The organism is Sphaerospermopsis sp. FACHB-1194 (assembly GCF_014696235.1).
Taxonomy (GTDB): Bacteria; Cyanobacteriota; Cyanobacteriia; order Cyanobacteriales; family Nostocaceae; genus Sphaerospermopsis; species Sphaerospermopsis kisseleviana.
This window is the reverse complement of the sequence record NZ_JACJPU010000001.1, coordinates 120,096-146,649: the sequence shown is the minus strand read 5'-3', so window position 1 is coordinate 146,649 and position 26,554 is coordinate 120,096. Positions and strand designations below refer to the sequence as shown.

The 26,554-nt window shown below is 36.7% G+C and carries 23 protein-coding genes, 1 tRNA gene and 1 pseudogene; 9 read left to right on the top strand and 16 right to left on the bottom strand.

Annotated elements, in window-relative coordinates; all coding sequences use genetic code 11:
- Positions 1 to 5: 5 nt before the first annotated feature.
- The 10 genes and pseudogenes from H6F45_RS00645 to H6F45_RS00600 all read right to left on the bottom strand — a co-directional run bounded on the left by H6F45_RS00645 (position 6) and on the right by H6F45_RS00600 (position 9,762).
- A complete protein-coding gene (locus H6F45_RS00645) occupies positions 6 to 707 on the bottom strand; it encodes a hypothetical protein (RefSeq protein WP_137666837.1) in 702 nt (233 codons plus the stop codon).
- A 65-nt stretch (positions 708 to 772) separates the two neighbouring features.
- Positions 773 to 3,910, bottom strand: coding sequence for an N-6 DNA methylase (locus H6F45_RS00640; protein ID WP_190346181.1), 3,138 nt, complete (start codon positions 3,908 to 3,910; stop codon positions 773 to 775).
- Between the two features lie 140 nt (positions 3,911 to 4,050).
- Positions 4,051 to 4,124: transfer RNA gene (locus H6F45_RS00635), tRNA-Val, on the bottom strand.
- Between the two features lie 72 nt (positions 4,125 to 4,196).
- Entirely contained in the window at positions 4,197 to 4,841 is a 645-nt protein-coding gene (gene dhaL, locus H6F45_RS00630) for a dihydroxyacetone kinase subunit DhaL (protein ID WP_190346249.1), read from the bottom strand.
- Position 4,842: 1 nt separating this feature from the next.
- Positions 4,843 to 5,916, bottom strand: a complete 1,074-nt coding sequence (gene dhaK / locus H6F45_RS00625; protein ID WP_137666835.1) for a dihydroxyacetone kinase subunit DhaK — start codon at positions 5,914 to 5,916, stop codon at positions 4,843 to 4,845.
- Between the two features lie 157 nt (positions 5,917 to 6,073).
- Positions 6,074 to 6,601 carry an HMA2 domain-containing protein gene (locus tag H6F45_RS00620; RefSeq protein WP_190346180.1) on the bottom strand — a complete coding sequence of 176 codons (528 nt, stop codon included), beginning with the start codon at positions 6,599 to 6,601 and terminating at the stop codon, positions 6,074 to 6,076.
- A 109-nt stretch (positions 6,602 to 6,710) separates the two neighbouring features.
- On the bottom strand, positions 6,711 to 6,860 hold the full coding sequence (locus H6F45_RS00615) for a hypothetical protein (RefSeq protein WP_190346179.1): 150 nt from the start codon (positions 6,858 to 6,860) through the stop codon (positions 6,711 to 6,713).
- A 118-nt stretch (positions 6,861 to 6,978) separates the two neighbouring features.
- Positions 6,979 to 7,269: a DUF5132 domain-containing protein gene (locus H6F45_RS00610; protein ID WP_096571568.1), complete on the bottom strand. Its 291-nt coding sequence runs from the start codon at positions 7,267 to 7,269 to the stop codon at positions 6,979 to 6,981.
- 607 nt (positions 7,270 to 7,876) lie between these two features.
- Positions 7,877 to 8,416: pseudogene (def, locus tag H6F45_RS00605) on the bottom strand (peptide deformylase).
- Between the two features lie 89 nt (positions 8,417 to 8,505).
- Positions 8,506 to 9,762, bottom strand: a complete 1,257-nt coding sequence (locus tag H6F45_RS00600; protein ID WP_190346178.1) for an HhoA/HhoB/HtrA family serine endopeptidase — start codon at positions 9,760 to 9,762, stop codon at positions 8,506 to 8,508.
- A 321-nt stretch (positions 9,763 to 10,083) separates the two neighbouring features.
- On the opposite strand from H6F45_RS00600, the gene dnaA reads away from it, so the two are divergent.
- The gene (dnaA, locus tag H6F45_RS00595; RefSeq protein WP_096572816.1) at positions 10,084 to 11,460 is read left to right on the top strand and encodes a chromosomal replication initiator protein DnaA; all 1,377 of its coding nucleotides are present in this window, start codon (positions 10,084 to 10,086) and stop codon (positions 11,458 to 11,460) included.
- A gap of 416 nt (positions 11,461 to 11,876) precedes the next feature.
- Positions 11,877 to 13,025 carry a DNA polymerase III subunit beta gene (dnaN, locus tag H6F45_RS00590; RefSeq protein ID WP_096571574.1) on the top strand — a complete coding sequence of 383 codons (1,149 nt, stop codon included), beginning with the start codon at positions 11,877 to 11,879 and terminating at the stop codon, positions 13,023 to 13,025.
- A 151-nt stretch (positions 13,026 to 13,176) separates the two neighbouring features.
- Here the strand turns inward: dnaN and H6F45_RS00585 are convergent, their stop codons facing one another.
- From H6F45_RS00585 to H6F45_RS00565, 5 genes are all read right to left on the bottom strand, one after another.
- Positions 13,177 to 15,957 carry a GAF domain-containing protein gene (locus H6F45_RS00585; protein WP_242052537.1) on the bottom strand — a complete coding sequence of 927 codons (2,781 nt, stop codon included), beginning with the start codon at positions 15,955 to 15,957 and terminating at the stop codon, positions 13,177 to 13,179.
- Between the two features lie 325 nt (positions 15,958 to 16,282).
- On the bottom strand, positions 16,283 to 17,470 hold the full coding sequence (locus H6F45_RS00580; RefSeq protein WP_096571579.1) for a TRC40/GET3/ArsA family transport-energizing ATPase: 1,188 nt from the start codon (positions 17,468 to 17,470) through the stop codon (positions 16,283 to 16,285).
- A gap of 43 nt (positions 17,471 to 17,513) precedes the next feature.
- On the bottom strand, positions 17,514 to 17,903 hold the full coding sequence (locus H6F45_RS00575; protein WP_096571581.1) for a DUF2358 domain-containing protein: 390 nt from the start codon (positions 17,901 to 17,903) through the stop codon (positions 17,514 to 17,516).
- Positions 17,904 to 17,953: 50 nt separating this feature from the next.
- Positions 17,954 to 18,862, bottom strand: coding sequence for an ABC transporter ATP-binding protein (locus H6F45_RS00570; protein WP_137666830.1), 909 nt, complete (start codon positions 18,860 to 18,862; stop codon positions 17,954 to 17,956).
- Positions 18,863 to 19,055: 193 nt separating this feature from the next.
- Complete coding sequence (locus H6F45_RS00565) at positions 19,056 to 19,829, bottom strand: ABC transporter permease (protein WP_190346177.1); 774 nt, start codon at positions 19,827 to 19,829, stop codon at positions 19,056 to 19,058.
- 513 nt (positions 19,830 to 20,342) lie between these two features.
- Between H6F45_RS00565 and H6F45_RS00560 the strand changes: the two genes are divergently transcribed.
- On the top strand, positions 20,343 to 22,289 hold the full coding sequence (locus H6F45_RS00560) for an FAD-dependent oxidoreductase (RefSeq protein WP_190346176.1): 1,947 nt from the start codon (positions 20,343 to 20,345) through the stop codon (positions 22,287 to 22,289).
- Positions 22,290 to 22,442: 153 nt separating this feature from the next.
- On the opposite strand, the gene H6F45_RS00555 is transcribed toward H6F45_RS00560, so the two are convergent.
- Positions 22,443 to 22,772, bottom strand: a complete 330-nt coding sequence (locus H6F45_RS00555) for a multidrug efflux SMR transporter (RefSeq protein WP_096571589.1) — start codon at positions 22,770 to 22,772, stop codon at positions 22,443 to 22,445.
- Between the two features lie 301 nt (positions 22,773 to 23,073).
- On the opposite strand from H6F45_RS00555, the gene H6F45_RS00550 reads away from it, so the two are divergent.
- From H6F45_RS00550 to H6F45_RS00525, 6 genes are all read left to right on the top strand, one after another.
- Positions 23,074 to 23,214 (top strand): hypothetical protein, encoded by a 141-nt coding sequence (locus H6F45_RS00550; protein ID WP_187040481.1) that lies wholly within the window; start codon positions 23,074 to 23,076, stop codon positions 23,212 to 23,214.
- A 49-nt stretch (positions 23,215 to 23,263) separates the two neighbouring features.
- A protein-coding gene (gene prfB / locus H6F45_RS00545; RefSeq protein WP_190346175.1) for a peptide chain release factor 2 occupies positions 23,264 to 24,377 on the top strand; the annotation gives its coding sequence in 2 pieces (ribosomal slippage) (positions 23,264 to 23,335 and positions 23,337 to 24,377; 1,113 coding nt in all).
- 114 nt (positions 24,378 to 24,491) lie between these two features.
- Positions 24,492 to 24,647, top strand: a complete 156-nt coding sequence (locus H6F45_RS00540) for a DUF3285 domain-containing protein (protein WP_096572817.1) — start codon at positions 24,492 to 24,494, stop codon at positions 24,645 to 24,647.
- Positions 24,648 to 24,660: 13 nt separating this feature from the next.
- Positions 24,661 to 25,206 carry an rRNA maturation RNase YbeY gene (ybeY, locus tag H6F45_RS00535; protein ID WP_347237695.1) on the top strand — a complete coding sequence of 182 codons (546 nt, stop codon included), beginning with the start codon at positions 24,661 to 24,663 and terminating at the stop codon, positions 25,204 to 25,206.
- A gap of 148 nt (positions 25,207 to 25,354) precedes the next feature.
- Positions 25,355 to 25,810 carry a diacylglycerol kinase family protein gene (locus tag H6F45_RS00530; protein ID WP_190346174.1) on the top strand — a complete coding sequence of 152 codons (456 nt, stop codon included), beginning with the start codon at positions 25,355 to 25,357 and terminating at the stop codon, positions 25,808 to 25,810.
- Between the two features lie 143 nt (positions 25,811 to 25,953).
- Positions 25,954 to 26,553 (top strand): aminodeoxychorismate/anthranilate synthase component II, encoded by a 600-nt coding sequence (locus H6F45_RS00525; RefSeq protein WP_096571595.1) that lies wholly within the window; start codon positions 25,954 to 25,956, stop codon positions 26,551 to 26,553.
- Position 26,554: the final 1 nt, after the last annotated feature.

The window sequence follows — 26,554 nt, the reverse complement described above, 5'->3', positions numbered from 1 at the left end:
TAAATTTATTCAACTGAAGATATACTATTAGTAGGCGTAGCAATTATTTTGAATAGTAAATGGTGACATCTAAAATCAATCGGATATGATTTTTCTGGAGGAACTATTCGCTGGTGATCCGAGGTTTTGTGATCACGATCTGGAAAATCTGGATGATCATTTAATGTACATGGTACTTTTTTTGCAATATTGGTAAAAGCTTTGTCAGGATCACCAGAAAAAAGATAACCCAGCATTCCTCCTTCATAAGAAAAGGGTGCATACAGGCAAGTTACAAAATTGTCATTTATCTCTTTTACATATTCACCAACTGCGCCATCTGTTTTCAAAACTTTAGCTTCTAAAGGCCATATAATCCTTCTATTAGCCCTAAGAATAAATGCAATGTCATACTCTTTTGGTTGTGCTGGTGCAACTTGACGAGTTTCCCTTTCATAAGAACCATGTTGAACATAATATGGCTCATCCCCTGTCATAACGCTGTGAATTTCTGGCTCAAGCAGTTGAGTAATATCTCTTTCAATATCATCTTCAGCTTGACTACAATCAATTTCTGAGAGTACCTCCTTTAGTAATAAATCATATCCTTTCCATACGAAAGTAAGTATATTGATTGATGCTGTTTCACACCAATCCTTAGAAATTGCCATGAATTCATCTGTCTCTGGCCATCTTAATTCTGAAATTGTCTGCCGTCTTCTAACCAAAATTTAACTCCTGTACTACTAATATTTTGTGTTTGAATTTAGTTCATTTGATATATATCTAATATCTAAGTCATAATATCTGCGGCTACTTCATCAGCATCTCTTAAAGCCATAGAGCGAGTCCAATAACGAATTTTGTCAGGTTTGATTAAATAAATAGTAGGAATTTTTACTCCATTCAATTCTACTGAATCATAAATTTTGGCAACACGCTGATAAAAGATGTCACCATTTTCTATACTTCCTGTTTTCAAATATGATTTATTTAATTTCTCCAATATTTCTATTAAATTAGGGGAGTCAATAGGTTCAATGTGTACACCATAACAATCAGGTCTATTCAGATAAATTGCGACTAAGCGAACAGGAAAAATATTGTTATTTTGTTCCTGAAAAATGGTGGCGCAAACTTGTTTATTTTGTCCAAATCCTGCTTTAAGAACTCGCAAGAAATACTCACAATATGCAGTAAGTTCAGGTTCAGTATTATTCTGAGATTGACTATTATCTACACGGTGAGTTATTTTGCGTCCTGGAGAAGCACCATCTCCTTTAAAGTCTGGTAGAGTGTAGTTGAATAAATCATTAATTAGCACCCATTCACTATCTTTGAATTCAAAAGCTTGTCGTATACGCTCATCTATATCATCAATTGTTTTTATGTTCTGCAAATCTCCTACTGATAATTCAGGTATTGGGACACGCAGTAAATCATTTACATTAACTTCTGGGATATAAGAGGCAAAACGACCACTAGAAAGTAGTAGATAATAGACAGCTAACTTACTATTGTATGCTAGACAAGCAGCATTCAATTGTGAAATATGACTTTCAGGAATATGTATGCTCACATAACTTTCAGAGCAAATAATTCCTTGATTTGTATTATCAGGACTAATTATTACTGAACGGAATCTACCACTTTTTTTCTGCCAACTGAGCTTTAAAATCATTTGTGGCAGTTGAAACGCAGATAGACTACTCAATCCTGTACCAGAGTCAATGTATGGATCATCATTTATAGGAAGTTTTTGAGCATTTAGGTAGATAAAACTTTGGTTAATAAATTTGGTTGATTTCAAAATTCGTTTATTTATTAGATTGTTTTCCAATTTTTTCCTATCACCTTTTGGCACACCTTGACGAGTTTTAGCAATACCATTAGATTTAAGTTTTTCAAGACTTGATTCTTGATTTAATCTTCTGACTAAGGATAAATCACGTCTCCCTCCCCACATTAAAGCTGTCCAAACTAATGGATTTGATATCGCCTCTTGGGGGTAAATTACATTAATATCGTATGGTTCAATTACTATATGATAGTCATCTTGATTAGGCATTACTGGCTTGGGACAAATGTATGTCAAAGGTTCACCATCAGGAGGTGTAATTGACATTGTGATAATACAAGCTGGAGAAATAGCATCTTTGAAAAGTCCAAAACGTAATGCAGATAAATTAACTATCTCTTCAATCTTGAACTCTGAAAAGAGAGTGTTACGGAAGCTCTTAGCAGGTTTATTTTGATTAAAAATCAAAGCCATTGCAGGTTGCATCATTGCTACTTGTCCACCAGGTTTGGTTAAAGCAGCAGCTTTTGGTAAAAAGAAAAGAGCAATATTACCATAAGAGGTATTCCATTGGCGATTTTCTGGTCTATTCTTCCAAGAATCTATATATAGAGATTCTTTTATAGTATTTTTACCCCAAGGTGCATTACCTACGACTAAATCATATTTACCAGCATCCTGAACAGAACGAAAACCTTCTTTATCTTCTTGAAAAAAATCAGCAGCAATTAATTGACGTTCACGTAATCTAGGAAAGCGAAACTCATTCTCCCAATAATATTGAGGTTCAACTTTATCTAGCATGGTTAAATACAGACTAAAAGATGCCACTCTTACAGCTTGAGCATCTACATCAACACCAAATAAATTGTTTTGTAGTAAATTTTTTAAATCACTTGGTTGAATTATTTTTCGATGAGCTTTTTCCCATCTATAAATTAAACGTTGGAATGCTTTAACTATAAAAATTCCTGAACCACAAGCAGGATCAAGAATCTTCATATCCCATTCTTCACTATCCCAAGGTAAAACACCATCTAGTACAAAATCAACTATATGTTCTGGTGTGTAATGAACTCCTGTGCCAGATTCTTTACTGACAAATTCTTCATATATACTGCTAATAAAATCTAAAGGTATAACATCAAAATGATAGTATGGCCATAGGCTTACTTGTCCAGTTTTCATGTGTACATTACCACTGACAAAATAAGCAAGTATATTTAGGTGATCTTCTTTAACTTTTTGTTCTTCTGTTTGCCATTCAATTTCTCTTTCTTCTGGAGTATTTCCTTTACCTGGGAATAAATCACCATTAAACTTTCTATTAAGCCAACGAAAAAATTTATAAGTATCTCTATGATTTCTTAATATGCCAGCTAAATGAGAGTATTTAGCCGATAATTCTCCAATTTGATATAAATAATCTAGTAAATTTGTGTTTAAAGTGGGATTACCTTTAGATTCTTGACGATCAAAAAGGAATTGAATGAAAATAATTCTTGCTAATAAATCATGAATAGTATCATCATCAAGTTCATTTTGTTGAAGTCTTTCACGTACACTTTTTAGATTTTTCAATAACATTTGGTCAGCAGCTTGACTACGTTGAAATCGCTGACTATGTTCTTGGAAAAATTGACCGGATACTAGATCAGCCCAGTGTAAACGCAAAGTTTCAGCAGCTTGATCGGAAAGAGATAACTGATTAAATGACTCAATTTCCTGTTTAGAAACATTAACTACAGGCTTGATAATATCATCTTCTTTTGGAGGCTCTTCATAGCACGTCCAAATTCTTAATCGGTTAGGTTCTGTTGTAATGAGTGACGGTGTACGAGAAAAACTCCAAGCAAGTCTATAAGTTTTCTTTAATGTTTCCTCTGATACTTCTCCTGGAAAATCGCACACTAAAGCAATGGGTGTTTCTGTTGAATTCCCTTGAGAATTTGCCGCCAGCACTCCTATTAGCACACCATGACCATCTGAAAGTTTGCTGATAGTTCTACCTAATTTTTCTCTAGCGATTCGTGCATAAACACTTGGACCAGCACCAGATGGCTCCAAAATTTCTTTTGGAGTCGGCCAGTGAAGCTTTTGATGTGCTAGTTCAAGTAGTCCAGACTGTGACATTGTGTGATTTAAGCTGCATGAAAATAGAATTTTATATTTTAACCATTACATGGTCATGACATTGATTGATTCAAGAATACATTAGTATTGTTCATCAACACTAGCAAAGGGCAGATATAATTACAGTAAAATAAAAAACATGGACGTAACTGGATTCGAACCAGTGACCCCATCGATGTCAACGATGTACTCTAACCAACTGAGCTATACGTCCTTAACCAAAGCGATTATTATCATAGCATATATATTTTAAAGGTCAAGAGAAAAATGCCAATAATGGCACTCATTATTTTTTCGCCCTCGAACCTTCCACCACTTCCAACAAACTCCGCAACATCCAATAAGCAGAAGTTCCTCCCGGATCTTGATGTCCGATACTGCGATCGCCTAAATAACTTGCTCTGCCTTTCTTTGCTAACATCGGTATAGTATCCTTTAACCCTTGTTCCGCCGCAGTTACAGCCATCCGCAAAGCTTCCACACTACCCTTACCTTCATTTACAGCTTTTTCAAAAGAAGTCACGGCGGGATACAGCACATCTACCATAGTCTTATCTCCTAATTGCGCCTTACCTCGTTCAACAACTCCATTTAAGCCAGATTGGAGTAAATTCAACATATCTTTTTCACTTAATTCTTGCTTACCCGCAGTTACAGCACTCGCTCTTAAAAACCACGTTCCATATAAAGGACCACTTGCACCCCCCACACTAGATATTAAAGTCATGCTGACAGTTTTCAAAATACTGCTGATGTCCTTCCCTTCAATACTCGGTAAGATAGTGCTGATCTTTTTAAAACCTCTATCCATATTGATACCATGATCAGCATCACCAATGGCTGCATCTAATTCCGTCAATTCTTCTTTATGTTTCTCAATAACAGAAGCAAATACATATAACCATTGAAAAATTTGCACCTGAGTAACCATTTCAAACTCCCCAGCGTAAACTTGCGGTTTTAACTGGTGCATCCCATAGCTGTAACATTTCCTCGTCTAACTTCAGCAGCGTGATGGAACAACCTTGCATTTCTAATGATGTCATGTAGGGTCCAATTAGATTACGCACTATTTCCAGTCCTTCCATCTGACAAAGTTCTGCTAGTTTGCGGTAGACAAGATAAAGTTCAGAAATCGGAGTCCCACCCATACTATTAACAAAAGCTAAGAGGCGATCGCCTTTTTGCAACGGTTTATTTAATAGTTCCACATCCTGCCATTCTTCCTTGGTTTCGTCCCATTCCCGCACCGTGCGACAATAGGCAGTATCATCAAAGAGCGATCGCCATAAAATCTCCGTAATTTCATCCCCTGACATCATAGAAACCCGTTCTCTTCCTGGTTCTCCATGAATGCCAATACCTAATTCTATCTCATCATCCCCCAAAGCAAAAGTTGGTGTACCCTTAGCCGGAACTGTACAAGAACTTAACGCTACCCCCACACTACGACCATGCAGATTTACTTTTTTACACAAATCAGCTATCTGCTGTAAATCATAGCTTTTTTCTGCCGCTGCACCACAAATTTTTTCTGCCAGTACCGTTGTTCCCACACCCCTTCTTCCTTGGGTATATAAACTATCCTTCACTGCCACATCATCATCAATAATAATATTTAATGTACGGATACCCTCACTTCTGGCTAACTCCGTAGCCATTTCAAAATTCATTACATCGCCACTGTAATTTTTCACAATATAAATAATACCCGCACCCCCATCAACCTGCTGTGCGGCGGCTAACATTTGATCAGGAGTGGGAGACGTGAAAACCTCTCCAGGACAAGCAGCATCAAGCATTCCCATCCCCACAAAACCCGCGTGCATTGGTTCATGTCCACTACCACCACCGGAAATAATTGCTACCTTACCCTTTACAGGTGCATCTGCTCGATAAACAAAAGTTGGCTCAAAATTTACCTTAATTAAACCAGTATGAGCAGCAGCCATACCTGCTAAACTTTCCCTAACAAATGCTTCTGGTTGATTAATCAGCTTTTTCATAATTTCTGTTGGCAAAGGTGCTAAGATTCAGGATAAACTTTTACAGCGCCAAATTTCAGCATTTTTGCTCATGAAAGGGAACAGGGAACAGGGAACAGGGAACAGTTAGTCAACTAATTAACGATAAAATTTCGACATCAAAAGATTTTCAAATCTGTCACCTGTCACCTGTATTGAATTTCAAGAAACTATCAAAAGCGTACCAAGCTAAAACATACCAAGGGATTACTTCTAATTGTAAACCCTTAATTATTAACTGTCTTACTGCTAAAGTACCAAGTCCCAAGGGAAACAGAAAACGCAAATCTACAATACCATTTGTAGCACGTTCAACTCGTTGGTTTAAATCAATCACTGCATGAGATATTCCCGATGCTGCTTCAGTTTGACCTTGGGTAATATCTGTAAAAATTATGCCTATATCTTTCAGTGTTTCCAAAATTTCTGATAAAGTACCAGTTTGATGATCATGATGAATCAAAATACTACCATGATGAATATTAGTTCTCACCTGACTAATGTGAGGTTGTGCTGTTAAAAAATTGGCGATATGTTGCATTTTCTCAACTTTACGGTTTTTCGGTGCAACTCTTAACCTGAGTCTTCCTGGAGTATCACTGACAATTTTTGTAGCAATGGGATTAAAGGATTTATTTAAATTTGCTTTATCTGTAATTTTTAACATATAGCATCCAACTTGATTTATAAATTTTTATCAGAGTCAGGGAATAGGGAACAGGTAGATGAGGAGGAAAATTTTAGATTTTAGATTTTAGATTTTAGATTAGAGTTTATCAATACAATTCAAAATCTTTGCATCCAAAATCTAAAAGAACAACTTCTGACTTCTGACTTCTGACTCCTGACTCCTGACTCCTGACTCCTGACTCCTGACTCCTGACTCCTGTACGGGCGTTCGCGAAGCGTGCTGGAAGCATCAGCATTCGGGCGAACAATTATTAATTTTTATCACAGGTTATTTTCCGAATGCTTCGCCCCTACGACTCCTGACTCCTGAATTCTTACTTCATAATTCAATTACGAATTACGAATTACGAATTATTAGGAATTATGTTGATTTTCCGAAGCAGTTTCAAATGCTAGTGTGTGTTGTTCTTCTGCTATTTCTGCTCTAGCTTCAGCGACGATATCTTCCCAAGTTTCACCCAATTCAGCAAAAACTCCCTTGCTTTTTTGGTAAGCAACAATACCACCTTTAACTATTGATTTAACTATGGGTTTACCCACTCCAGCAACAACAGGAATGACCACAGGTGCAAGTAAAACAGCACCAATTCCGACGATAATTCCAGGAGCGCCGGCATCTTCTACAAAATCAGTAATTTTTGGCATATTCAATCAACCTCCTATAAATTAGAGAATCTTCAATAAGCCTTTTAATTTACTCTAATTTTAGTCATTATTTCCTCTTACTACTGGTAGAGGTTTTTTATAATTCAAACTCAACCTTATGTAGTAGGGCTTGTATTTGGCGTTGATTTCGGGGCATAATTTATCACAATCTTGGTAAAAATCAGAAAAATGACACGCTTTATCCATAACCAATTTTCCCAGCTATATCTAGATAGGACTTACGCAAGATGTGACTGAAAACCTTATTCTTGCGTAGGGGTAATTCATGAATTACCCCTACTTTCTTTCCCTTTTGCGTAAGTCCTGTAGATTTAGAAAATAGTTGTTGATAATTTGTTGATAATTTGTTGATAAAATTAAGGTAAATTATATCCCCGATTCTTCACAAAGATAAATCATTTATTGATTGTTTATAAGTATTCCACAATAGCACTTGTTGATACCGAGATCCACGACTTCTGCAATCAATTCACAATTTATGGACAAGCTCATAAAAGAAGTCGGGGATCTGATCACTCTATTCCTGAATGCTTACGATTTTTTCAAAGAGAATATCGGGGATTTTTATTAAATTCATGGAAAATTATCAACTCTTCTCTGCTTTAACTATCCTCTGTTGATATTCAGTTTCAGTCATTAATTCTTCAGTAGATTCTACTCTGTCTAAAAACACCATTCCCTCTAAATGATCATACTCATGTTGAAAAATTCGCGCCACAAAATCCGTTAATTATTGTTGTTGTAAATTTCCATTTCTATCAGTATATTCAATTTCAATTGTTTGATATCTGGGAACTAAACCCCTAATTCCGGGAACACTTAAACAACCTTCCCAACCTTTGACAACCTCGGTTGAATGACTAATAATTTGCGGATTAATCATTGCTGTTGGTTGCATTTCTGGTGCATCTGGATATCTGGCATTTGGACGAGAAGCAACAATTAATAAACGTAGTGATTCAGCTACCTGTGGTGCAGCAATTCCCACACCATTAGCTTGAGCAACTGTAGCTATTAAATCATCAATTAATTTTTGAATTTTCTCATCTTGAATATTTTCCACCCAAGCTGCTTTTTCACGTAATTTAGGATTACCTAATTGAATAATTGATGATTTATCGGTCATTTTGCAAACTCCTGTAAAATAGAACTAAAAACTTGATTCTTGTGTAGGGGTAATTCATGAATTACCCCTACTCTTATTACTGTCAACTATTACCTATCACCTCTAATGGGTAAAGGTGCAGGTTTAACTATTAATTGAACAGTTGTTCCATTGCGTTCTACTTGAACCTGTAGAGGACTACCAACTTGACTATTTTCTACTAATTTTTGCACTTCTTCCACTTTAGTTACAGGTTGATTATTAATACTTTGAATTACATCCCCTGCTCTGAGTCCACCAATGGCTGCTGGTGATTCTGGAACAATTCTCACTAATAAAACTCCTTGTTCTGCAACTAAAACTTTATCCCCAAATCTAGTATTTATTCTTTCCTTAACTTCTGGTGTCAGCGCCACCATTTGTACACCCAAATAAGGATGATCTACCCTACCTTTGCTAATTAATTCTTGAGAAATTTTTTGCACGGTATTAATAGGAATTGCAAATCCTAAACCTTGAGCGCCTTGAATAATCGCTGTATTCATTCCTATGACTTCACCACGAGCATTCAGTAGTGGACCACCAGAGTTACCAGGATTAATTGCTGCATCTGTTTGTAAATAATCTACTCGTTTATCACTAGCACCAATATCACTACTAGAACGATCTGTAGCACTCAAAATTCCTGAAGTAACTGTATTATTTAAACCTAAAGGATTACCAATAGCAATTACCGCTTCACCTGGTTGTAATATATTAGAATTACCTAAAGCTATAGCTGGTAAATTATTAGCATCAATTTGAATGACTGCCACATCTGTAACTGGGTCTTCTCCTAATACTTTACCCTCAAAAGTTCGCCCATCTTTGAGTGTTACCGTAACTTCATCTGCTCCATCTACGACATGAGAATTAGTTAAAATTTGTCCAGAGGAATTAATAATAAATCCAGAACCACTACCCCTTTCTACTCTTTCCCTTGGCTGGGGTATTCTATCACCAAAAAATCTGCGGAAAAATGGATCGGAAAATTCTGCTGGTATTTGAGATGTGACTGTTTTAGCGGAATCAATGCGAACTACCGCACCACCTACTTTTTGTACTACTTTGACAACAAAATTAGGGTCGCCAGAAGATGCGATAATTGCAGGAGGCACAATTCCTACAGTTGTGTTTGTAGTCTTTTCTACTTGATTTGTCCCTGGTTGCGCTTCTAAGATTCTATTATTTAAGTTAGAGCAGCTACTAAGAAATAATGCGGACAACCCAGTGATTAACATCCAACCTCTGATTTTCCGTCTTCCGTGCTGGATCAAACCCTTAGTATCAATATCTTGGGAAGCTAGATGATAATGATTTGTCTTCATGATGTTATTTTTTCTCCGTGTTAGTCGCTAGGTGGTAGGATATTAGCTACCTGGGTTCAACCAGAATGGTTACAGTTTAAAGTTAAATAATAAGCATTCAGCCGTCAGTAAACAGCTATCAGCATTCATAAATAAATGATCAGCGTTGATAGACTAAATTACAGATTGCTTTTCGTATCAGTCTACTTGATTCAAAAAGCTAAAAACTCAGTCACCAACTTAGTTTTAGCTGATTTCTGACTGCTGATAGCTGAATGCGGACAATAATTGTTTGCTCATATCTTCTTCTATTGTGGCAATTAGCAGCAAAGGTAGTAGATGATGGAATTTACCCTAGACAATCTGTGGCATCAGGTGTTAGAGCGTTTACAGTTAGAGTTATCTCGTCCTACCTTTGAAACTTGGATTAAAACAGCTAGTGCAGTACAGCTAGAAAATAATTGCTTAGTTATATCTACGCCTAATTTATTTGCGAGAAACTGGTTGCAAAAGTATTACATCAATACTATTGCGCGTGTGGTGCAGGATATTTTAGGTTATCCTGTAGTAATTTACATTACTGCTGTTCAAGGTGATGAAGTTTCTGGGTTAAATCAACAAGATGTTAATTGGGAAGTTCCAGCAGCTAATACTATTCAATCAAATGTTCCCAAAAATCAACAAAAAAGTACAGAGTTAAATTCTAAGTACGTTTTTTCTAGATTTGTGGTTGGCGCTAATAATAGAATGGCTCATGCTGCTTCTTTAGCTGTGGCAGAATATCCCGGTAGGGAATTTAATCCTTTATTTTTATGCGGTGGTGTGGGCTTGGGAAAAACCCATTTAATGCAAGCTATTGGTAATTATCGTTGGGAAATTTATCCTGATTCTAAAATATTTTATGTTTCTACTGAGCAGTTTACTAATGATTTAATTACTGCAATTCGTAATGATAGTATGCAGAGTTTTCGGGAACATTACCGGGCTGCTGATATTTTATTAGTTGATGATATTCAATTCTTGGAAGGTAAGGAATATACTCAAGAGGAATTTTTTCATACTTTTAATACTTTACATGAGGCAGGAAAGCAAATTGTCATTGCTTCTGATCGTCCTCCTTATCAAATTCTGAGTTTACAAGAGCGTCTTTGTTCGCGGTTTTCTATGGGTTTAATTGCCGATATTCAACCGCCGGATTTAGAAACCCGCATGGCAATTTTACAGAAAAAAGCTGAATATGAAAATATTCGTTTACCTATAGATGTAGTTGAATATATTGCTTATAATTATACTTCTAATATTAGAGAATTGGAAGGGGCGTTAATTCGGGCTTTGGCTTATATTTCTATTTGGGGTTTACCTATGACGGTGGAAAGTATTACCCCTGTTTTAAGCACTTCTAGCCAAAAAACGGAAGCAACACCAGAAGTTATTTTAAATGTGGTGGCTGAGTTTTTTAATCTTTCTAGTGAAGATTTAAAAGGTAGTTCTCGCCGTCGGGAAATTAGTTGGGCTAGACAAATTGGAATGTATTTAATGCGTCAATATACAGGATTAAGTTTACCAAGAATTGGGGAGGAATTTGGCGGGAAAGACCATACAACGGTGATGTATAGTTGTGAAAAAATTACCCAACTTCAGGAAACTGATAAAAGTTTAATGCAAACCTTACGACAGTTGAGCGATCGCATTAATATGAATACTCGTTATCAAAAGTAGTAAGTAACTCAACCTTAAAAAACGTAATACCCAGATACCCGACTTGTTTAATAAGTCGGGTATCTATTCACTGTCACCTGTCACCTAATATTAAGCAAAGTATAAAAAATTGTTAAATTTAACTGCGATTGTGGAAAAAATATTACCTTTTGGGGAAAAAGTTGTGGAAAACTTAATAATTTTGTAAGAAAAATACATTAAGTATAATTACTTTGTGGAAAACTAAGCGAGTTTTTCCACAGCTTTTCCACAGAGGGAGAGCTTTTGAACAGTCCTATCTCCTCAGTCCAAAATTTGTTACCATTGTTTTTCGCTTGTTAAGTCCATATTGATAGCGGTTGTCAGTGTGATGAGAACAAACATATCTCCTCAAACTCAACCCTATTCCCCATTCCCTATTCCCTATTCCCTGCTCTATGAAATTAGTTTGTTCTCAAAGTGATCTCAGTACCAACCTTTCCCTAGTCAGTCGTGCAGTACCATCGAGACCAACTCATCCCATCCTTGCTAACGTACTCTTACAAGCAGATGAGGAAACTAACCAAGTCAGTTTAACAGCGTTTGATTTGAGTCTGGGTATCCGTACCAGTTTTAGCGCAGAAGTGATTGAAGGTGGGGCGATCGCTCTTCCTGCTAAACTACTTTTAGATATCACCTCTCGTTTACCAGAAGGGGAAATTTCCCTAGATGATGAGTCAGCAGACAACACCGGAGAAGGTATAGTAGTCACCCTCAAACCCAAAAGCGGTAAATATCAAGTCCGCGCTATGGGTGCAGAAGAATTTCCCGAATTACCTGTAATTGAAAGTTCGGAATCAATTCAACTCACCACCGCTGCATTAATTGAAGGTTTAAAAGGTTCTCTTTTTGCTACTAGCACCGACGAAACTAAGCAAGTGCTGACGGGGTTACATTTAACCGTTAAACAAGACACCCTAGAATTTGCAGCTACAGATGGACACCGTTTAGCAGTGTTGGAAACCGCTAACGAGCGTCCCTTAGAAGGTAGCGAACAGTTAGAAGTCACAGTACCAGCAAGAGCATTAAGAGAATTACAAAGGATGCTTGCCCATAGTTCTTCTGAAGAAGCTGTATCCTTATATTTAGATCAAGGTCAAATAGTCTTTGCTTGGCAAAATCAACGTTTAACTAGCCGCACTTTAGAAGGACAATATCCCGCCTATCGGCAATTAATTCCCCGGCAATTTGAACGCCAAGTAGTATTAGAACGCAAACAATTTATCAGCACTTTAGAAAGAATTGCGGTATTAGCTGACCAGAAAAATAATATTGTCAAAATCAGCATTGATAATGAAAATCAAGAAATTACATTATCTTGTGAAGCTCAAGACGTAGGCAGTGGTACAGAGTCAATGCCAGCGCAAATTTCTGGGGAAGATATAGACATTGCTTTTAATGTCAAATATCTCATGGAAGGTTTAAAAGAATTACCTTCTACAGAAATTCAAATGCACTTAAATCAAAGTTTAACACCGGTTATTTTTACTCCTTTAGGTGGGTTAAAAATGACTTATTTAGCTATGCCTGTACAATTGAGAAATTAATTGGGGACTGGGGACTGGGGACTGGGGAAAAAAATTTTAGATTTTAGATTTTAGATTTTAGATTGGAGTTAACAAAAACAATCCAAAATCCAAAATCCAAAATCCAAAATAAATAACTCCTGACTCCTGACTCCTGACTCCTGACTAATGACTAATGACTAATGACTATATGTTTAATAGGAATTTCAATCCAGAATTGTGTACCTACATCCAATTGAGAATCACATTTGAAAATTCCGCTGTGTTTTTCCACTACAATTTGATAACTAATTGATAAACCTAAACCTGTACCTTTTCCTATGGGTTTAGTGGTGAAAAATGGATCAAATATTCTTTGTCTGATAGTTTCTGGCATTCCTGGTCCACTATCTCTAATCTGAATGACTGCACTTTTTTCATTGTCATTCATTACTCCTACAGTGGTAGAAATAGTAATTTTTCCTGACCTGGGATTTTCTTTGGCACTTTCTGCTGTATGTTTTCTGTAAATTTCTAAAGCATCAATGGCATTACTCAAAACATTCATAAAGACTTGATTGAGTTGTCCGGCAAAACATTCTACCAATGGTAAATCACCATATTCTTTAATAATTTCAATACCAGGAGATTCAGGTCTGGCTTTTAAACGATGCTGCAAAATTAATAATGTGCTATCAATGCCTTCATGAATATTTACTTCTTTCATTTCTGCCTCATCAAGACGTGAAAAATTCCGCAAAGATAAGACAATTTGCCGGATTCTATCTACCCCTATTTTCATAGAAGATAAGGTTTTGGGTAAATCTTCTAGGAGAAATTCTAAATCTAGTTCTGCTGCTAGTTCTATAATTTCTTCGCAGGGTTCAGGATATTTCTGCTGATAGATATCTAGCATATTCAGCAAATCTTCAGCATATTCATTGATATGAATGAGATTTCCAGAAATAAAGTTAACTGGGTTATTAATTTCATGGGCAACACCAGCTACAAGTTGTCCTAAAGATGACATTTTTTCCGTTTGAATTAGTTGGGTTTGAGTGGCTTTTAATTCATGCAATGTTTGTGTAAGTTGATCCGCTTGCTGCTGAGTTTTTACTAATAATTCAGCTTGTTGAATAACTACTCCCAACTGTGAGGCTATTTGACTAATAAAATTAACTTCTGAAATTTTCCATTGCCGGGGACCAGTATGTTGATAGGTGCAAAGTAAACCCCAGAGTTGTTGTCTAATAAATATCGGAGCTAATACAAAAGCGTGAATTTGAAACTGCTCTAAAATATCGACATGACAGGGGGTAAATCCCATTTTATGGATATCATCTACTGCAAAGGTTTCATTGTTGCGGTATCTTCCACCTTGAGTATCTTGTAAGTAAGTATCATTCCAAATTGTATTAATTCCTAGTTTAGTTTCATTAAACCAGTTGGGATTAGTAGCTTCAAAGTCACCAACAAATTCTCCACCCCAATCTTCTGTAAATTTATAAACAGAAACTCGGTCTGCTTTGATTAATTTGCAAACTTCCTTAGTTGTAGTTTTAAATATAGTATCAGTATCCAGGGACTCCCGAATTTTATTGATGACTCCAAATACAGCTTGTTGTTGTTCTGCTGTTCTTTGCATTTGCAGTGTCCGTTTATGGACTTGTTTTTCTAAATTTTCATTGAACTTTTGCACCTGTTGATAAAGTTCATATTGTTGAATCGCTGAAGCAAAGTGTTTGCGAATTTCTCCAGCTAGTTCTATTTCTTCATTTGTCCATTTTTGCGCTTGTGCTTTTTTTGATTCTCTCCACAGTTCAAAGGACATCCGGGGATAAAGTTGTCTATTGTCTGGATCAAATTTCCCCGCCCACAGGGTTTCTGTTTCTATTTCATTACGAAAAATGCTTAAATATCCCACTAATTCTTGCCGATAGTGCAGGGGAATCATTAAAATACTGCGAATTTTTGTGGGTTTAAATGCTAGTTGAATAATTCTTAAATTAGAATCTTGGTAAATATCATTAATTGCCCAAATTTCATATTCTCCAGATTTATAATGTTCCTGCCAAACGCTATATTGTTCTAAAAATGGATATATATTTGGGTTGGGAATAACTGGTTGCTCTCCACATACATAAAGCTGGAGACAATTACTACCAGGAATTAAACATTCTCTTAAAGATTTAAATTGACTATGTTGTAAGTCAAAGGCATTATGTCTAATACATAATCTACCACCAATACCATTAAAGGCTGCAACTGTAGCTTCTAAAGCTGGTTGTAAAACTATTGTTGGTAGTGAATGCAGTAGTGTAGCAATACGATTAATAATAGCTTCTCTTTCTGCTTTGGCACGGGCTTGGGTGAGAAGATTACTTTGAGCGATCGCAACAGATACTTGCTCAACTACCATCTGCATTGCATCTAGTTCATATTCTGCTACTTCACGTGCTTGAGAATGATGAGATGTTAATAATCCCCACAGTTGATTTTGATAAATAATTGGTGCTACTACTGAAGATTTTACCCCCATAGCTGTCAAATATTCTATATGACATGGATCTACAGGACGGTAAAGAAGATCCTCAGAAATAATTTCTCCGGTTTCTAGGTTACGCACAGGACTTTGGCCAATTTCTTTTGAGTCTACATTGACTACAGAACGCACCCGCGACTTAATAAATAATTCCCGTGCATGAGGAGGAATATCATCAGCAGGAAAATTCAACCCCAACAATGACGGTAAACGATTTTCATAAATAGATTCAGCAATAACCTCACCACTACCATCATCATGAAATTGATAAATCATTACTCGGTCAGTTCCCAACAAAGAACGCACCTCGGCTGTGGTTGCTGTAATAATGTCTTCTAGTTCCAAGGACTGACGGATACGATTTGTAATCCTACGCAGTAACGTTTCTTGAGCCATGCCTGTTCGCAGGTCTAGTGGAGGGACGGAAACCATTTTTTATACAACCATTCATACATTAATTATAGTCTATTCTTATTTTTAATTAAATTTAAATTGTTTTTTGATAACTTTGTCTTCCGTGGGAGTACGGTCAAGGTATGGGCTTAACGATTATTCATTTTTTGCTGAACTTCCGCAGAATTATCGTTAAGGAATAGGTGACAGGTTACTGGTGACAGGTTACAGGTGACAGGTGACAGGTGACAGGTGACAGGTGACTGGTGACTGGTGACTGGTGACTGGTAACTGGGTAATCAATTTTATGTTTCCCGATCAACTATCAACTATCAACTATCAACTATCAACTATCAACTATCTCCTAAACTCTCACACCGTCAGCAAAGCGGATTTTCAGATAATCATTATCCATTTTTGCCCCTGCTGGTTGCAATGCGGCTAAAGCCTGGGGTAAAACTAAGTTACGGCGATGATTACCAATGGTAATGTTTAATTCGTCCCCGGTTTTGCTCAGTTGAATCTGGCTTTTAGGAATGTTGGGTAAATAAAGTTCTAAGCTGTATTGGTTATTTTCCTGCACAACTCTAATAGTGGTTTCTTTGTAATAAACCTGAGTTGGATCTTCATCTTTATAGAGAGTTTCTTTGAGTCTCTCTAATGCAGCTAAACCACACATTTCTTCAGAAAATAATGGTACTTCCTTCACAGGTAAAGGGAGGAAGTTTTCATGAATTTCTTGGCGGTATTGTTCTTGATTTTCTTTCCAACGTTGGAAAAATGGATCTTCAACTTCTTTGGGAATAATACGGTTAGCTACAACTAAATCTGTGGCTACATTATATAAACTCAGATAAGCATGAGCGCGGAGCGATTCTTTAATCACCATTTTTTCTGGGTTGGTGACAAGTCTAACTGAGGTTTGTGTATTGTCAGTTAATACTTTTTCTAGTGCTTCTATTTGTTCATAAAATTCATAGGGTGCATCCATTACTTCTTTATCTGGTAAAGAAAAACCAGCAATGGGTTTAAAAATCGGTTCAACTAGAGGTCTAAGTGCTACGGAGATGTTTTGAAAAGGTTTATAAAAACGCCGCATATACCAACCACCAACTTCTGGTAAACTCAGAAGACGTAATGCAGTACCTGTGGGGGCAGAATCAATAATTAAAACGTCAAATTCTCCTTCATCATAATGACGTTTCATTCTCACTAAACCGAAAATTTCATCCATTCCTGGTAAAATTGCCAGTTCTTCCGCTTGTATTCCTTCTAAACCCCGTGCTTGCAAAACTTGGGTAATATAACGTTTTACTGCACCCCAGTTTCCTTCTAATTCTTGCAGTGCATCGAGTTCTGCACCCCACAAATTTGGGCGCACTTGTTTTGCGTCGTGTCCTAATTCTAGATCAAAACTGTCTGCTAGGGAGTGAGCAGGATCTGTACTTAAAACTAATGTTTTATAACCGAGTTCTGCACAACGAAGTCCGGTTGCTGCTGCGACGGAGGTTTTACCTACTCCACCCTTACCAGTCATTAAAATTACTCGCATGGATGATTCTGTCCTACCTGAATTTTGTTTACATTTATTTACATTATCCTTTGTTTCTGGAAAATAGGTGTTGCTTTAGTACATCTAATTGGGAACAGTGCCAATAGTCAATGTGGGAAATTATTAAACCTTCATTATTGAGACGGAGTTCACTCCAACCAGAAATAGATATCCTTGGTTTCCAGGGTAATGCAGCATCCCAGCTAAGTGTCCACTCGGTTTTAATTGTGTTTTCTTGTTGTTGAATATTATGTAAATCCATTTTTAGGTTGAGGAAAAATGTTTGAATGAATTTAATCATCCATTTATAAAGTTCTAAACCCCGAAATTTAAATACAGCATCTTGAAAATAAACATCCTTTGCATAAATGCTGTAAGTTTGATTAACTGGAAATCTTTGATAGTCGGCTTTAAGTGTTTCTAAAATATCCATGATTAGTAATTGGTAATTGGTGATTGGGTTTAATTTTCAATTTTCAATTTTCAATTTTCAATTTTCAATTTTTCTTGGGTTATTTCTACATAAATATGCTCTAAGCGTACAGGTTGACGGGAAATAGAATCAATGGGTATACTATCAAATTTAGCAAGGATTTCTTTTAATTCTAACGGTTCTGGGAGTAAAAAAGCTAAATCATTACCATAACGTCGGGGTATGAAATTATATTCTTGAGCTAGGGCGATCGCCTCTTCTTCTTGTGTTGTTTGTAACATGACAATTTCTTGTCCGGGAATTAAAGTTTTTAACTCGGATAAACTACCCTCTGCTAAGATTTTACCATCTTTTAAAATACCAATGCGGTTACAAAGTCTTTCTGCTTCATCTAATAAATGGGTAGTTAATAAAATTGTCATTCCTTGATTTTTAAGATTACGAATTAATTGCCAAATTTCATATCGTGCTTCAATATCTAAACCTGTAGTGGGTTCATCAAGAATGACTAACTGGGGTTGATGTACTAAAGCAACAGCAATATTTAACCGTCTTTGCATTCCGCCGCTGAGAGTTTCTACGGGACTTTTAGCTCTATCTAATAAGTTTACAGATTTGAGAGTTGCTTCTATTTGTTGTTGTTTTTTTTCTCGTTCTAAACCGTAAATGTCAGCGAAAAATTTGAGATTTTCTGCACAGGAAAGGGTTTTATATAAGAGGTTTTCTTGAGGGGCAATACCAATTAATTTTTTTGTTGCTTCCGAAATCGGTTGATGATTGATTGTAATATAACCACTATCAGCATTTAGTAAATTACAAATAATATTGATTGTTGTTGTTTTACCTGCTCCATTTGCACCGAGTAAACCATAAACTTCTCCTGGCTGAATACTGAATGTTAAATTTTGCAGCACTTTTCGGCTTTTGTAGGACTTGTTTAAATTTTTAATTCTGAGCATATTTTCAATTTAAATCTGTTGTTTGATATACTTATAGATTACATAGCGGATTTTTTTCTTTTTTTTCCTTCAAAGGGGAGGTTTTAAACCGTATGGCTAACGCCACGCTACGCTATCGGCTGACGCTCACGGCGGAAGCCTTGAATGAAACAATTGTCAATTATCAATTATCAATTATCAATTATCAATTGCTTTAAAGCTTCCTTTCCACCATCAACATTCGTTGATAAGATACCCATCCACAGGCTAACATAATCATGGCAAACCAGAATAAAAACCACAAATGTAAAATGATATCATGAAAATTTGCCCCCTTAGCCCACACTCCTAAAAGAGCTTCATTCATGTGATAAATGGGATTAAATCTCGCAATATCTAACAGAGTTTGGGGAAATAAAGAAGTTGGTAAAAATGCTCCACCCAAAATTAATAAAGGTACACCAAAAGCAGCCACCAAAGCATTAACATCTTCAATGCGTCTAGCTAATTGTGTACCTAAAATAAATCCTAAACCAACATAAGCAATGATGCTGAATAAAATGATGATCATTCCTAAGAAAATCGAACCTTGAAAAGTAGCACCCCAAAAAGCAGCAATAGTATACACTAAAAGAGTTTGTCCAATACCAATACAGCTATGAGCGAGAAAAATTCCCAAAAAATAAGATGTACCACTTAACGGAGAAATAAACAAGCGTTTGAGAGTTTGCTGTTCTCTTTCTGCGACTACAGTAGCAACACTTCCACCCAAACAACTAAAAAACAGTGCAGCACCTACCAACGTTGAAGGTGCAGCATTTTCCAAAGCTTCAGACATGGTTAATTTTGCCCGTTCTGCCAAAATAAATCCATTGAGAATTAAAATGGAGATGGGGAAAATACTCCAAAAAATTAAGCTGCGTCTGCGTCGTAACAGTTCAATTAAGATGCGCTGAGTTACAGCTATAGTTTCACGCCAATATTTCATCTTGATAATTTGATTTACAAATCAATACCTTGGTCAAAAAAAGAGTATGAATAGAGGACTGATGTAGTAGAGTTGTAATCTTCCAAAAAAACAACTCGAAAGTCACAAACAGCCCATGTTCGATATCCTAACATTGTTGCAATGCTTATAACTAGTGGTAAAAGGCTAGATGTCAATATAGCGTTTCCCAGTCTAATGAATTACACACCATGTTGCTCACAGGTGTGCTGTGTAATATTGAGTTACAGATTATACCAAAAAAGCTTTTTTACTACCTCTCCGACTTTTCAAACATCCTCTTCAAGGTACTTATCCCTCATAATTTGACCAAGGGATTGCAAATTTAACTATAATCTATATTATACTAAGTCTACCCTGTGATCTATACAGAGTAGCCAATTAATAGATCATATATTACACTATCAAAGAATCTTGTAATTTTCACATTGATGGCGTTTAATTTACGCTTTTACAAATCGGGAAAATTGAATTGAGAATTTAATTGTGTCACCAATGAGCCAACTATTTAATTTACCAGAATCATCTACCATTTCTCGGCGTACACTGCTACAATTATTTGGTGTGGGTACGATAGTGGGAGTTACAGGTTACTCTCGTTTTAGTAAACCAAAGCCTTCTGTTTTTCAACCAGATAATCTGGATTTACCCAAGATATTAAATACTAACAAAACTGTTGCTGTAATTGGTGGGGGTTTAGCTGGTTTAGCTTGTGCATATCAATTAGTGCAACGGGGTTTTACTGTCACATTGCTAGAAAAATCTCCGCAATTGGGGGGGAAAATTGCCAGTTGGGAAATAGAAGCTGCGGGTGAAACGTTTAGAATGGAACATGGGTTTCATGGTTTTTTTCCACAGTATTATAACTTAAATAGTGTAGTTTCTGAACTGGGGATAAAAGATAATTTTCAATCCTTAAATTATTATTCTGTAGTTTACCACAATTCTCCATATCAACCGGAGGTATTTCGTCCTAGTCATTCTGCTTTTCCTTGGAATATTATCGACTTAGCTATTGCTTCTCCTAATCGCTTACAATGGGGAATAAATCTTACCAAAATTAAGCATTTACAAGTGTTTCAAGCAATTACAGGTTTTCAAAGAGATAAAAATTATCAGCGTTTTGATCATATATCTGTTGCTGATTGGGTGAAGAGTGAATTTCCCCAAGGTTTATATGATTTGTATTTTCTTCCTTTTGCTAAATCTAGTTTAAATGCACCAGATTTAATGAGTGTTGGGGAATTAATGCAGTTTTTCCATTTTTACTTTTTTGGTAATCCTGAAGGACTAGCTTTTAATGGGACAAAAGACGATATGGGGACAAGTTTAGTCCAACCTATTGCTGAGGCAATTTTGCAAAATGGAAAAATTATTACAGATGCAAATGTGAGTGAAATTGTGGCGAATGAAGGTAAAATATCGGAAGTTAAATATTTTGTAGGTGACAATAATCATACAGTGCCTTTTTGGGTGCAGCGTAATTCAGTTGTCAAGGATGAAAAGATAGAATATTTTGGTGCTGCTGATGAAGTTTATGCTGTCAAAAAAGACAATCAGGAAGCAATTTCTTTAACTTGTACCCATCAAGGTTGTACAGTGAAAATGGCAGAGGATGGACAATTTCACTGTCCTTGTCATGGTGCTGTATTTACAGCAGATGGAAAAGTGGTTAAAGGACCAGCAAAAAGAGATTTAGCTAAATTTAAAGTAGTACAAAAAGAAGATGATAATTTACAACTTTTAGCAGTTAATCCAGAGTCATCATCACCAGAAATAATTAACGCTGATTATTATGTTTTAGCTACGGATGTTCCCGGAATAAAACAATTATTTAAACGTATGATTGGGGATGTAGATAAAAACGTGAAACAAGTGCGATCGCAAATTGAAAAATTAAGTATTGCTGATCCTTTTGCTGTTTGTCGTTTCTGGTTTGATCAAGATTTTAATTGGGAACATAGCAATTTTACATCTTTATCTGGTTACAAATTAACTGACAGTATTACTCTTTATCATCGCATTCAAACCCAATTTATTGAATGGGCAAAAAAAACCGGGGGAAGTGTAGTAGAATTACACGCTTACTGTTACAAAGAGAAAGAATTTCCTAACCAAGAAGCTTTGTTAACAACTTTTGAAGAGGAACTTTATGATATTGTTCCTGAGTTAAAACAAGCCAAATTATTACATCGAGAATTAGTTAATCAACATAACTTTTCTGGATATCCACCTAATAGTTATACAGAACGTCCAGAAACTACCACAACTTTAACTAATTTATTTTTTGCAGGTGATTGGGTAAAAATGCCTTTTCCTTGTGGTTTAATGGAACGGGCTGTGAGTAGTGGTTTACTAGCTGCGAATGAAATTTTACACCGTGAAGGTTTGCAGCGTCGTCCACTTTTAACAGTTAACCCAGAGGGAATGTTGCAAATTTAATATAGGAGGAGTCAGGAGTCAGGAGTCAGGAGTCAGGAGTCAGGAGTCAGGAGTCAGGAGTCAGGAGTCAGGATAATAAGAATAAATTTCTTCCCTATTCCCTATTCCCTGTTCCCTGTTCCATGTTCCCTATTCCCTATTCCCTGTTCCCTATCACCTGCCATATTCACTTAAATTTAAACCGATCACACCCACAATTATTAATACTATGGATACAAATTTCATCAGCGTAAAAGATTCACGAAACCAAACAATACCAATAATACTAATTAAAACAGTACCCAAACCCGCCCATACTGCATAAACAATACTCACTTCTAGTTTTCTGAGACAAAGAGTCAAAAAAGTTAAACAAAGTCCATAGAAGACAAAGATGAAAATTGAAGGTAATATTTTAGTAAATTCTTGAGAAAGTTTCATGCAAATTGTACCAGAAACTTCAAACAGAATTGCTATCATCAGGTAAAGCCAACTTATTAACATACAGTGCAAAATTAGGGTTTTTCAATTATCTCTAGAAAACAACCAAATTTCTATAAAATACTTTACTTTCAACTCTGTCACCTGTCACCTACTAGATAAATAATCTCCCATAGCTGCGGTAAAACCAGCAAATGAACTATAATCTTGAGAAACAATAGAAACCACCCAACTTCTCAGCATTGGCGAAAGTATAGATTTGAAGAATTTAATAACGTATGACAGCTTAAAATACGTAATAAAATGTAACATCGTGTGAAAAACTTATATTTAAGAAAAACTTATATTTAATTTGTTGGTAACTGTGGATTCGGTAATTAACACCAGTGGTTTTCCCAAAAATTCTCCAACTACAGCTAAAATCAAAAATATCAACAGCGATCGCTCAACTCACCAGTCCACTCTGGTAGACATTGTTTGTGTAGTAGCGTATACTGTACGGTAAGTGTAGCCATATTATTGCGCCTTCTATTCGCCCAAAACTTAATTCAACTATGGAAGTCCTAGAACTCAAACGCGAAATCGAAACGTTGTCTAGCCGCCTGGGTAAAACCCAGGACTATCTTTGACGTACCTGCACTCAAAGCCAAAATTCAAGACCTAGAACAAATATCAGCCCAGCCAGAATTTTGGGACGACCAAAACCAGGCACAACAAACATTACAAGAACTCAACGATCTGAAATCTCACCTGGATCAGTATTATCAATGGCAAGCAAATCTAGAAGATACAAAAGCAGTCGTTGAACTATTAGAACTAGAAACCGACGAAGCACTACTACAAGAAGCAGAAACCACCGTTACTAAATTAAATCGTGACCTTGACCAGTGGGAATTACAACAATTACTATCGGGTCCTTATGACTCTCAAGGTGCGGTTTTAACCATTAACGCCGGTGCAGGTGGCACAGATGCCCAAGACTGGGCATTTATGCTCATGCGGATGTATACCCGTTGGGCAGAAGACCACGGTTACAAGGTAACATTAGCCGAAGAATCAGAAGGCGACGAAGCGGGCATTAAATCAGCTACCCTAGAAATTACAGGTCGTTATGCCTATGGTTACTTACGTTCGGAAACTGGTACTCATCGCCTAGTCAGAATTTCCCCCTTTAACGCCAACGGTAAACGACAAACCAGTTTTGCCGGGGTGGAAGTCATGCCACAAATAGATAACTCTGTAAAATTGGAAATACCAGAGAAAGATTTAGAAATCACCACGTCTCGTTCTGGTGGTAAAGGTGGGCAAAACGTCAACAAAGTGGAAACCGCAGTGCGGATAGTTCACATCCCCACAGGTTTAGCTGTGCGTTGTACAGAAGAACGTTCTCAACTGCAAAACAAAGAAAAAGCCCTAGCCCGTCTCAAAGCGAAATTATTAGTCATTGCCCAAGAACAACGCGCCCAAGAAATCGCCGAAATTCGCGGTGATATGGTAGAAGCTTCCTGGGGCAACCAAATCCGTAACTATGTCTTTCATCCTTACCAAATGGTCAAAGATTTACGTACAAATACGGAAACAACCGCCATTACTGACGTGATGAATGGTGAAATTGATGCTTTCATTCAAGCCTATCTGCGGCAAGAAAATCAATTGGTAGAGGCTTAGGTGATTGGTGATTGGTGACTGGTGACTGGTTACTGGGAGGATGAATAACCCAATGCCCCATGCCCAATGCCCAAATGATGTAAAGTTATATGTAGACAGATGAATCAAAAAATCATGAGCAATACTCCTGCAAACGAACCCAAACCCAGCTACGTCAAACTAGCCATGCGAAACATGGTAAGAAAAGGTGGCACATCCCTCAAACATTTTGGACTAACTGCTGTAGGATTGTTAGCTGTCTTAGTTGGTCTTGCTTACCTCACTCGCTAACAAAGGTGATTGCGTGCTTTCTCAATTTGAACCCCCTAAATTTGAACCCCCTATACTTGAACCCCCTATACTTGAAATATTTATAGAAAACTGTGATCAAGAGTCTTCCCCAGTTGTAGCGGAAAACATCTGGGAAAGCTGGTTTCAAAAATGGCTGGAAATTCTCACTCCTGAACTTCCACAGGCTTTAAGTTATGAAATCGGGCTGCGTTTGACAAATGATGCCGAAATTCAAGAATTAAACGCCCAATATCGTCAACAAGATAAACCCACAGATGTTTTAGCCTTTGCAGCCTTAGAAAACAACTTCCCCCAAACCGAGGAAATGCTGGCTGCTCAACCTTTGTACTTGGGTGATATTATTGTATCTATAGATACTGCTGCTCGTCAAGCTGAACAACAGGAACATAGTTTGACCACAGAGTTAGCTTGGTTAACTGCTCATGGGTTATTGCATCTTTTAGGCTGGGATCATCCTGATGAGGAAAGTTTGATGGAAATGTTACAAAAACAAATAATTTTACTACATTCGGTAGGTATTATTGTTAACTTAAAATAGCGGATGTAGACAGGATATTGACATTGGGTGGCGATGATTACAAAATTCAAAATTATTGTCACAAATTCTTTAAAATTCCCTCAAACCTTTATTCTACCCTTAAAATTAATCAAGATTACCACCTGATAAGATTTGTATTCTCCAGTATATGTCCCAACAAGTTTCCCCATCAGCAACACCAAAGCGCTTACCAACCCTTGTGTCTAAAGAACGGGAGTTTTCCTGGCAAATAGCCTCTAATTTATTTGTGAGTTTTAAGTATGCTTGGGCTGGAATCAGCTATAGTTTTCACACTCAACGCAATTTTCGGATTCATATAGCTGTTGGCTCTTTTGCGATCGCATTGAGTCTTTTTTTGCACCTAAAACCTGTAGAAATAGCTATCATTGCTATTACTAGCGGTTTGGTGTTGACGTTGGAGTTAGTGAATACAGCGATTGAATCTTTGGTAGACTTAACAGTTAAGCAAACTTACCATGACTTAGCTAAAATCGCTAAGGATTGCGCTGCTGGGGCTGTACTGGTATCTGCTTTTGTAGCTTTGCTAGTGGCTGCTATACTTTTACTTCCCCCTTTATTAGCTTTAATCATAACTACTATTTAAAGGGGTTCTAACAGTGCAATTTTCGATATGATTGATGTAATTGGATTTTTTACCAATTACCAATTACCAATTACCAATTACCAATTACCAACCTAAATCTAAAATCCAAAATCCAAAATCTAAAATTGTCTTAGGTACAAATTGTGATTATAGTTATTGATAATTACGATAGTTTTACATATAATTTAGTACAATATTTGGGAGAACTAGCCGTAGATTTCCCAGTTGCTGCTGATTTAAAAGTTTTTCGTAATGATAAAATCACTGTAGAGGAAATCAAGGCTTTAAAACCAGATGCAGTGGTAATTTCCCCAGGTCCTGGTCGTCCAGAAGATGCAGGAATTTCTTTAGATGTAATTGTAAAACTGGGTTCTAGTTTACCAATTTTAGGTGTTTGCTTAGGACATCAAAGTATTGGTCAAGTATTCGGTGGTAAAATTGTTTCCGCACCAGAATTGATGCACGGTAAAACTTCCTTAGTATCTCATAAGGGAGTAGGGGTTTTCCAAGGATTAGAAAATCCTATTACAGCTACCAGATATCATAGTTTAGTGATTGACCGTGAGACTTGCCCGGAAGTATTAGAAATCACCGCTTGGGTGGAAGATGGGACAATTATGGGAGTACAGCACCGGAACTATCCTCACATTCAGGGAGTCCAATTTCATCCAGAGAGTGTTTTAACTGCTGCGGGTAAGCAGTTACTCAGAAATTTTCTGGAACAATTACAGGTAAGAGAGTGAT

Excerpts from the sequence above, each read along its gene's own strand:
- dhaK (WP_137666835.1), bottom strand. The coding sequence starts at position 5,916 with ATGAAAAAGCTGATTAATCAACCAGAAGCATTTGTTAGGGAAAGTTTA.
- H6F45_RS00560 (WP_190346176.1), top strand. The coding sequence starts at position 20,343 with ATGAGCCAACTATTTAATTTACCAGAATCATCTACCATTTCTCGGCGT.
- dhaL (WP_190346249.1), bottom strand. The coding sequence starts at position 4,841 with ATGGTTACTCAGGTGCAAATTTTTCAATGGTTATATGTATTTGCTTCT.
- H6F45_RS00540 (WP_096572817.1), top strand. The coding sequence starts at position 24,492 with ATGAGCAATACTCCTGCAAACGAACCCAAACCCAGCTACGTCAAACTA.
- H6F45_RS00565 (WP_190346177.1), bottom strand. The coding sequence starts at position 19,829 with ATGAAATATTGGCGTGAAACTATAGCTGTAACTCAGCGCATCTTAATT.
- H6F45_RS00615 (WP_190346179.1), bottom strand. The coding sequence starts at position 6,860 with ATGCTGATGCTTCCAGCACGCTTCGCGAACGCCCGTACAGGAGTCAGG.
- H6F45_RS00580 (WP_096571579.1), bottom strand. The coding sequence starts at position 17,470 with ATGCGAGTAATTTTAATGACTGGTAAGGGTGGAGTAGGTAAAACCTCC.
- H6F45_RS00610 (WP_096571568.1), bottom strand. The coding sequence starts at position 7,269 with ATGCCAAAAATTACTGATTTTGTAGAAGATGCCGGCGCTCCTGGAATT.
- H6F45_RS00530 (WP_190346174.1), top strand. The coding sequence starts at position 25,355 with ATGTCCCAACAAGTTTCCCCATCAGCAACACCAAAGCGCTTACCAACC.
- H6F45_RS00575 (WP_096571581.1), bottom strand. The coding sequence starts at position 17,903 with ATGGATATTTTAGAAACACTTAAAGCCGACTATCAAAGATTTCCAGTT.
- H6F45_RS00570 (WP_137666830.1), bottom strand. The coding sequence starts at position 18,862 with ATGCTCAGAATTAAAAATTTAAACAAGTCCTACAAAAGCCGAAAAGTG.
- dnaN (WP_096571574.1), top strand. The coding sequence starts at position 11,877 with ATGAAATTAGTTTGTTCTCAAAGTGATCTCAGTACCAACCTTTCCCTA.
- dnaA (WP_096572816.1), top strand. The coding sequence starts at position 10,084 with ATGGAATTTACCCTAGACAATCTGTGGCATCAGGTGTTAGAGCGTTTA.
- H6F45_RS00555 (WP_096571589.1), bottom strand. The coding sequence starts at position 22,772 with ATGTTAATAAGTTGGCTTTACCTGATGATAGCAATTCTGTTTGAAGTT.
- H6F45_RS00600 (WP_190346178.1), bottom strand. The coding sequence starts at position 9,762 with ATGAAGACAAATCATTATCATCTAGCTTCCCAAGATATTGATACTAAG.
- H6F45_RS00640 (WP_190346181.1), bottom strand. The coding sequence starts at position 3,910 with ATGTCACAGTCTGGACTACTTGAACTAGCACATCAAAAGCTTCACTGG.
- H6F45_RS00585 (WP_242052537.1), bottom strand. The coding sequence starts at position 15,957 with ATGGTTTCCGTCCCTCCACTAGACCTGCGAACAGGCATGGCTCAAGAA.
- H6F45_RS00620 (WP_190346180.1), bottom strand. The coding sequence starts at position 6,601 with ATGTTAAAAATTACAGATAAAGCAAATTTAAATAAATCCTTTAATCCC.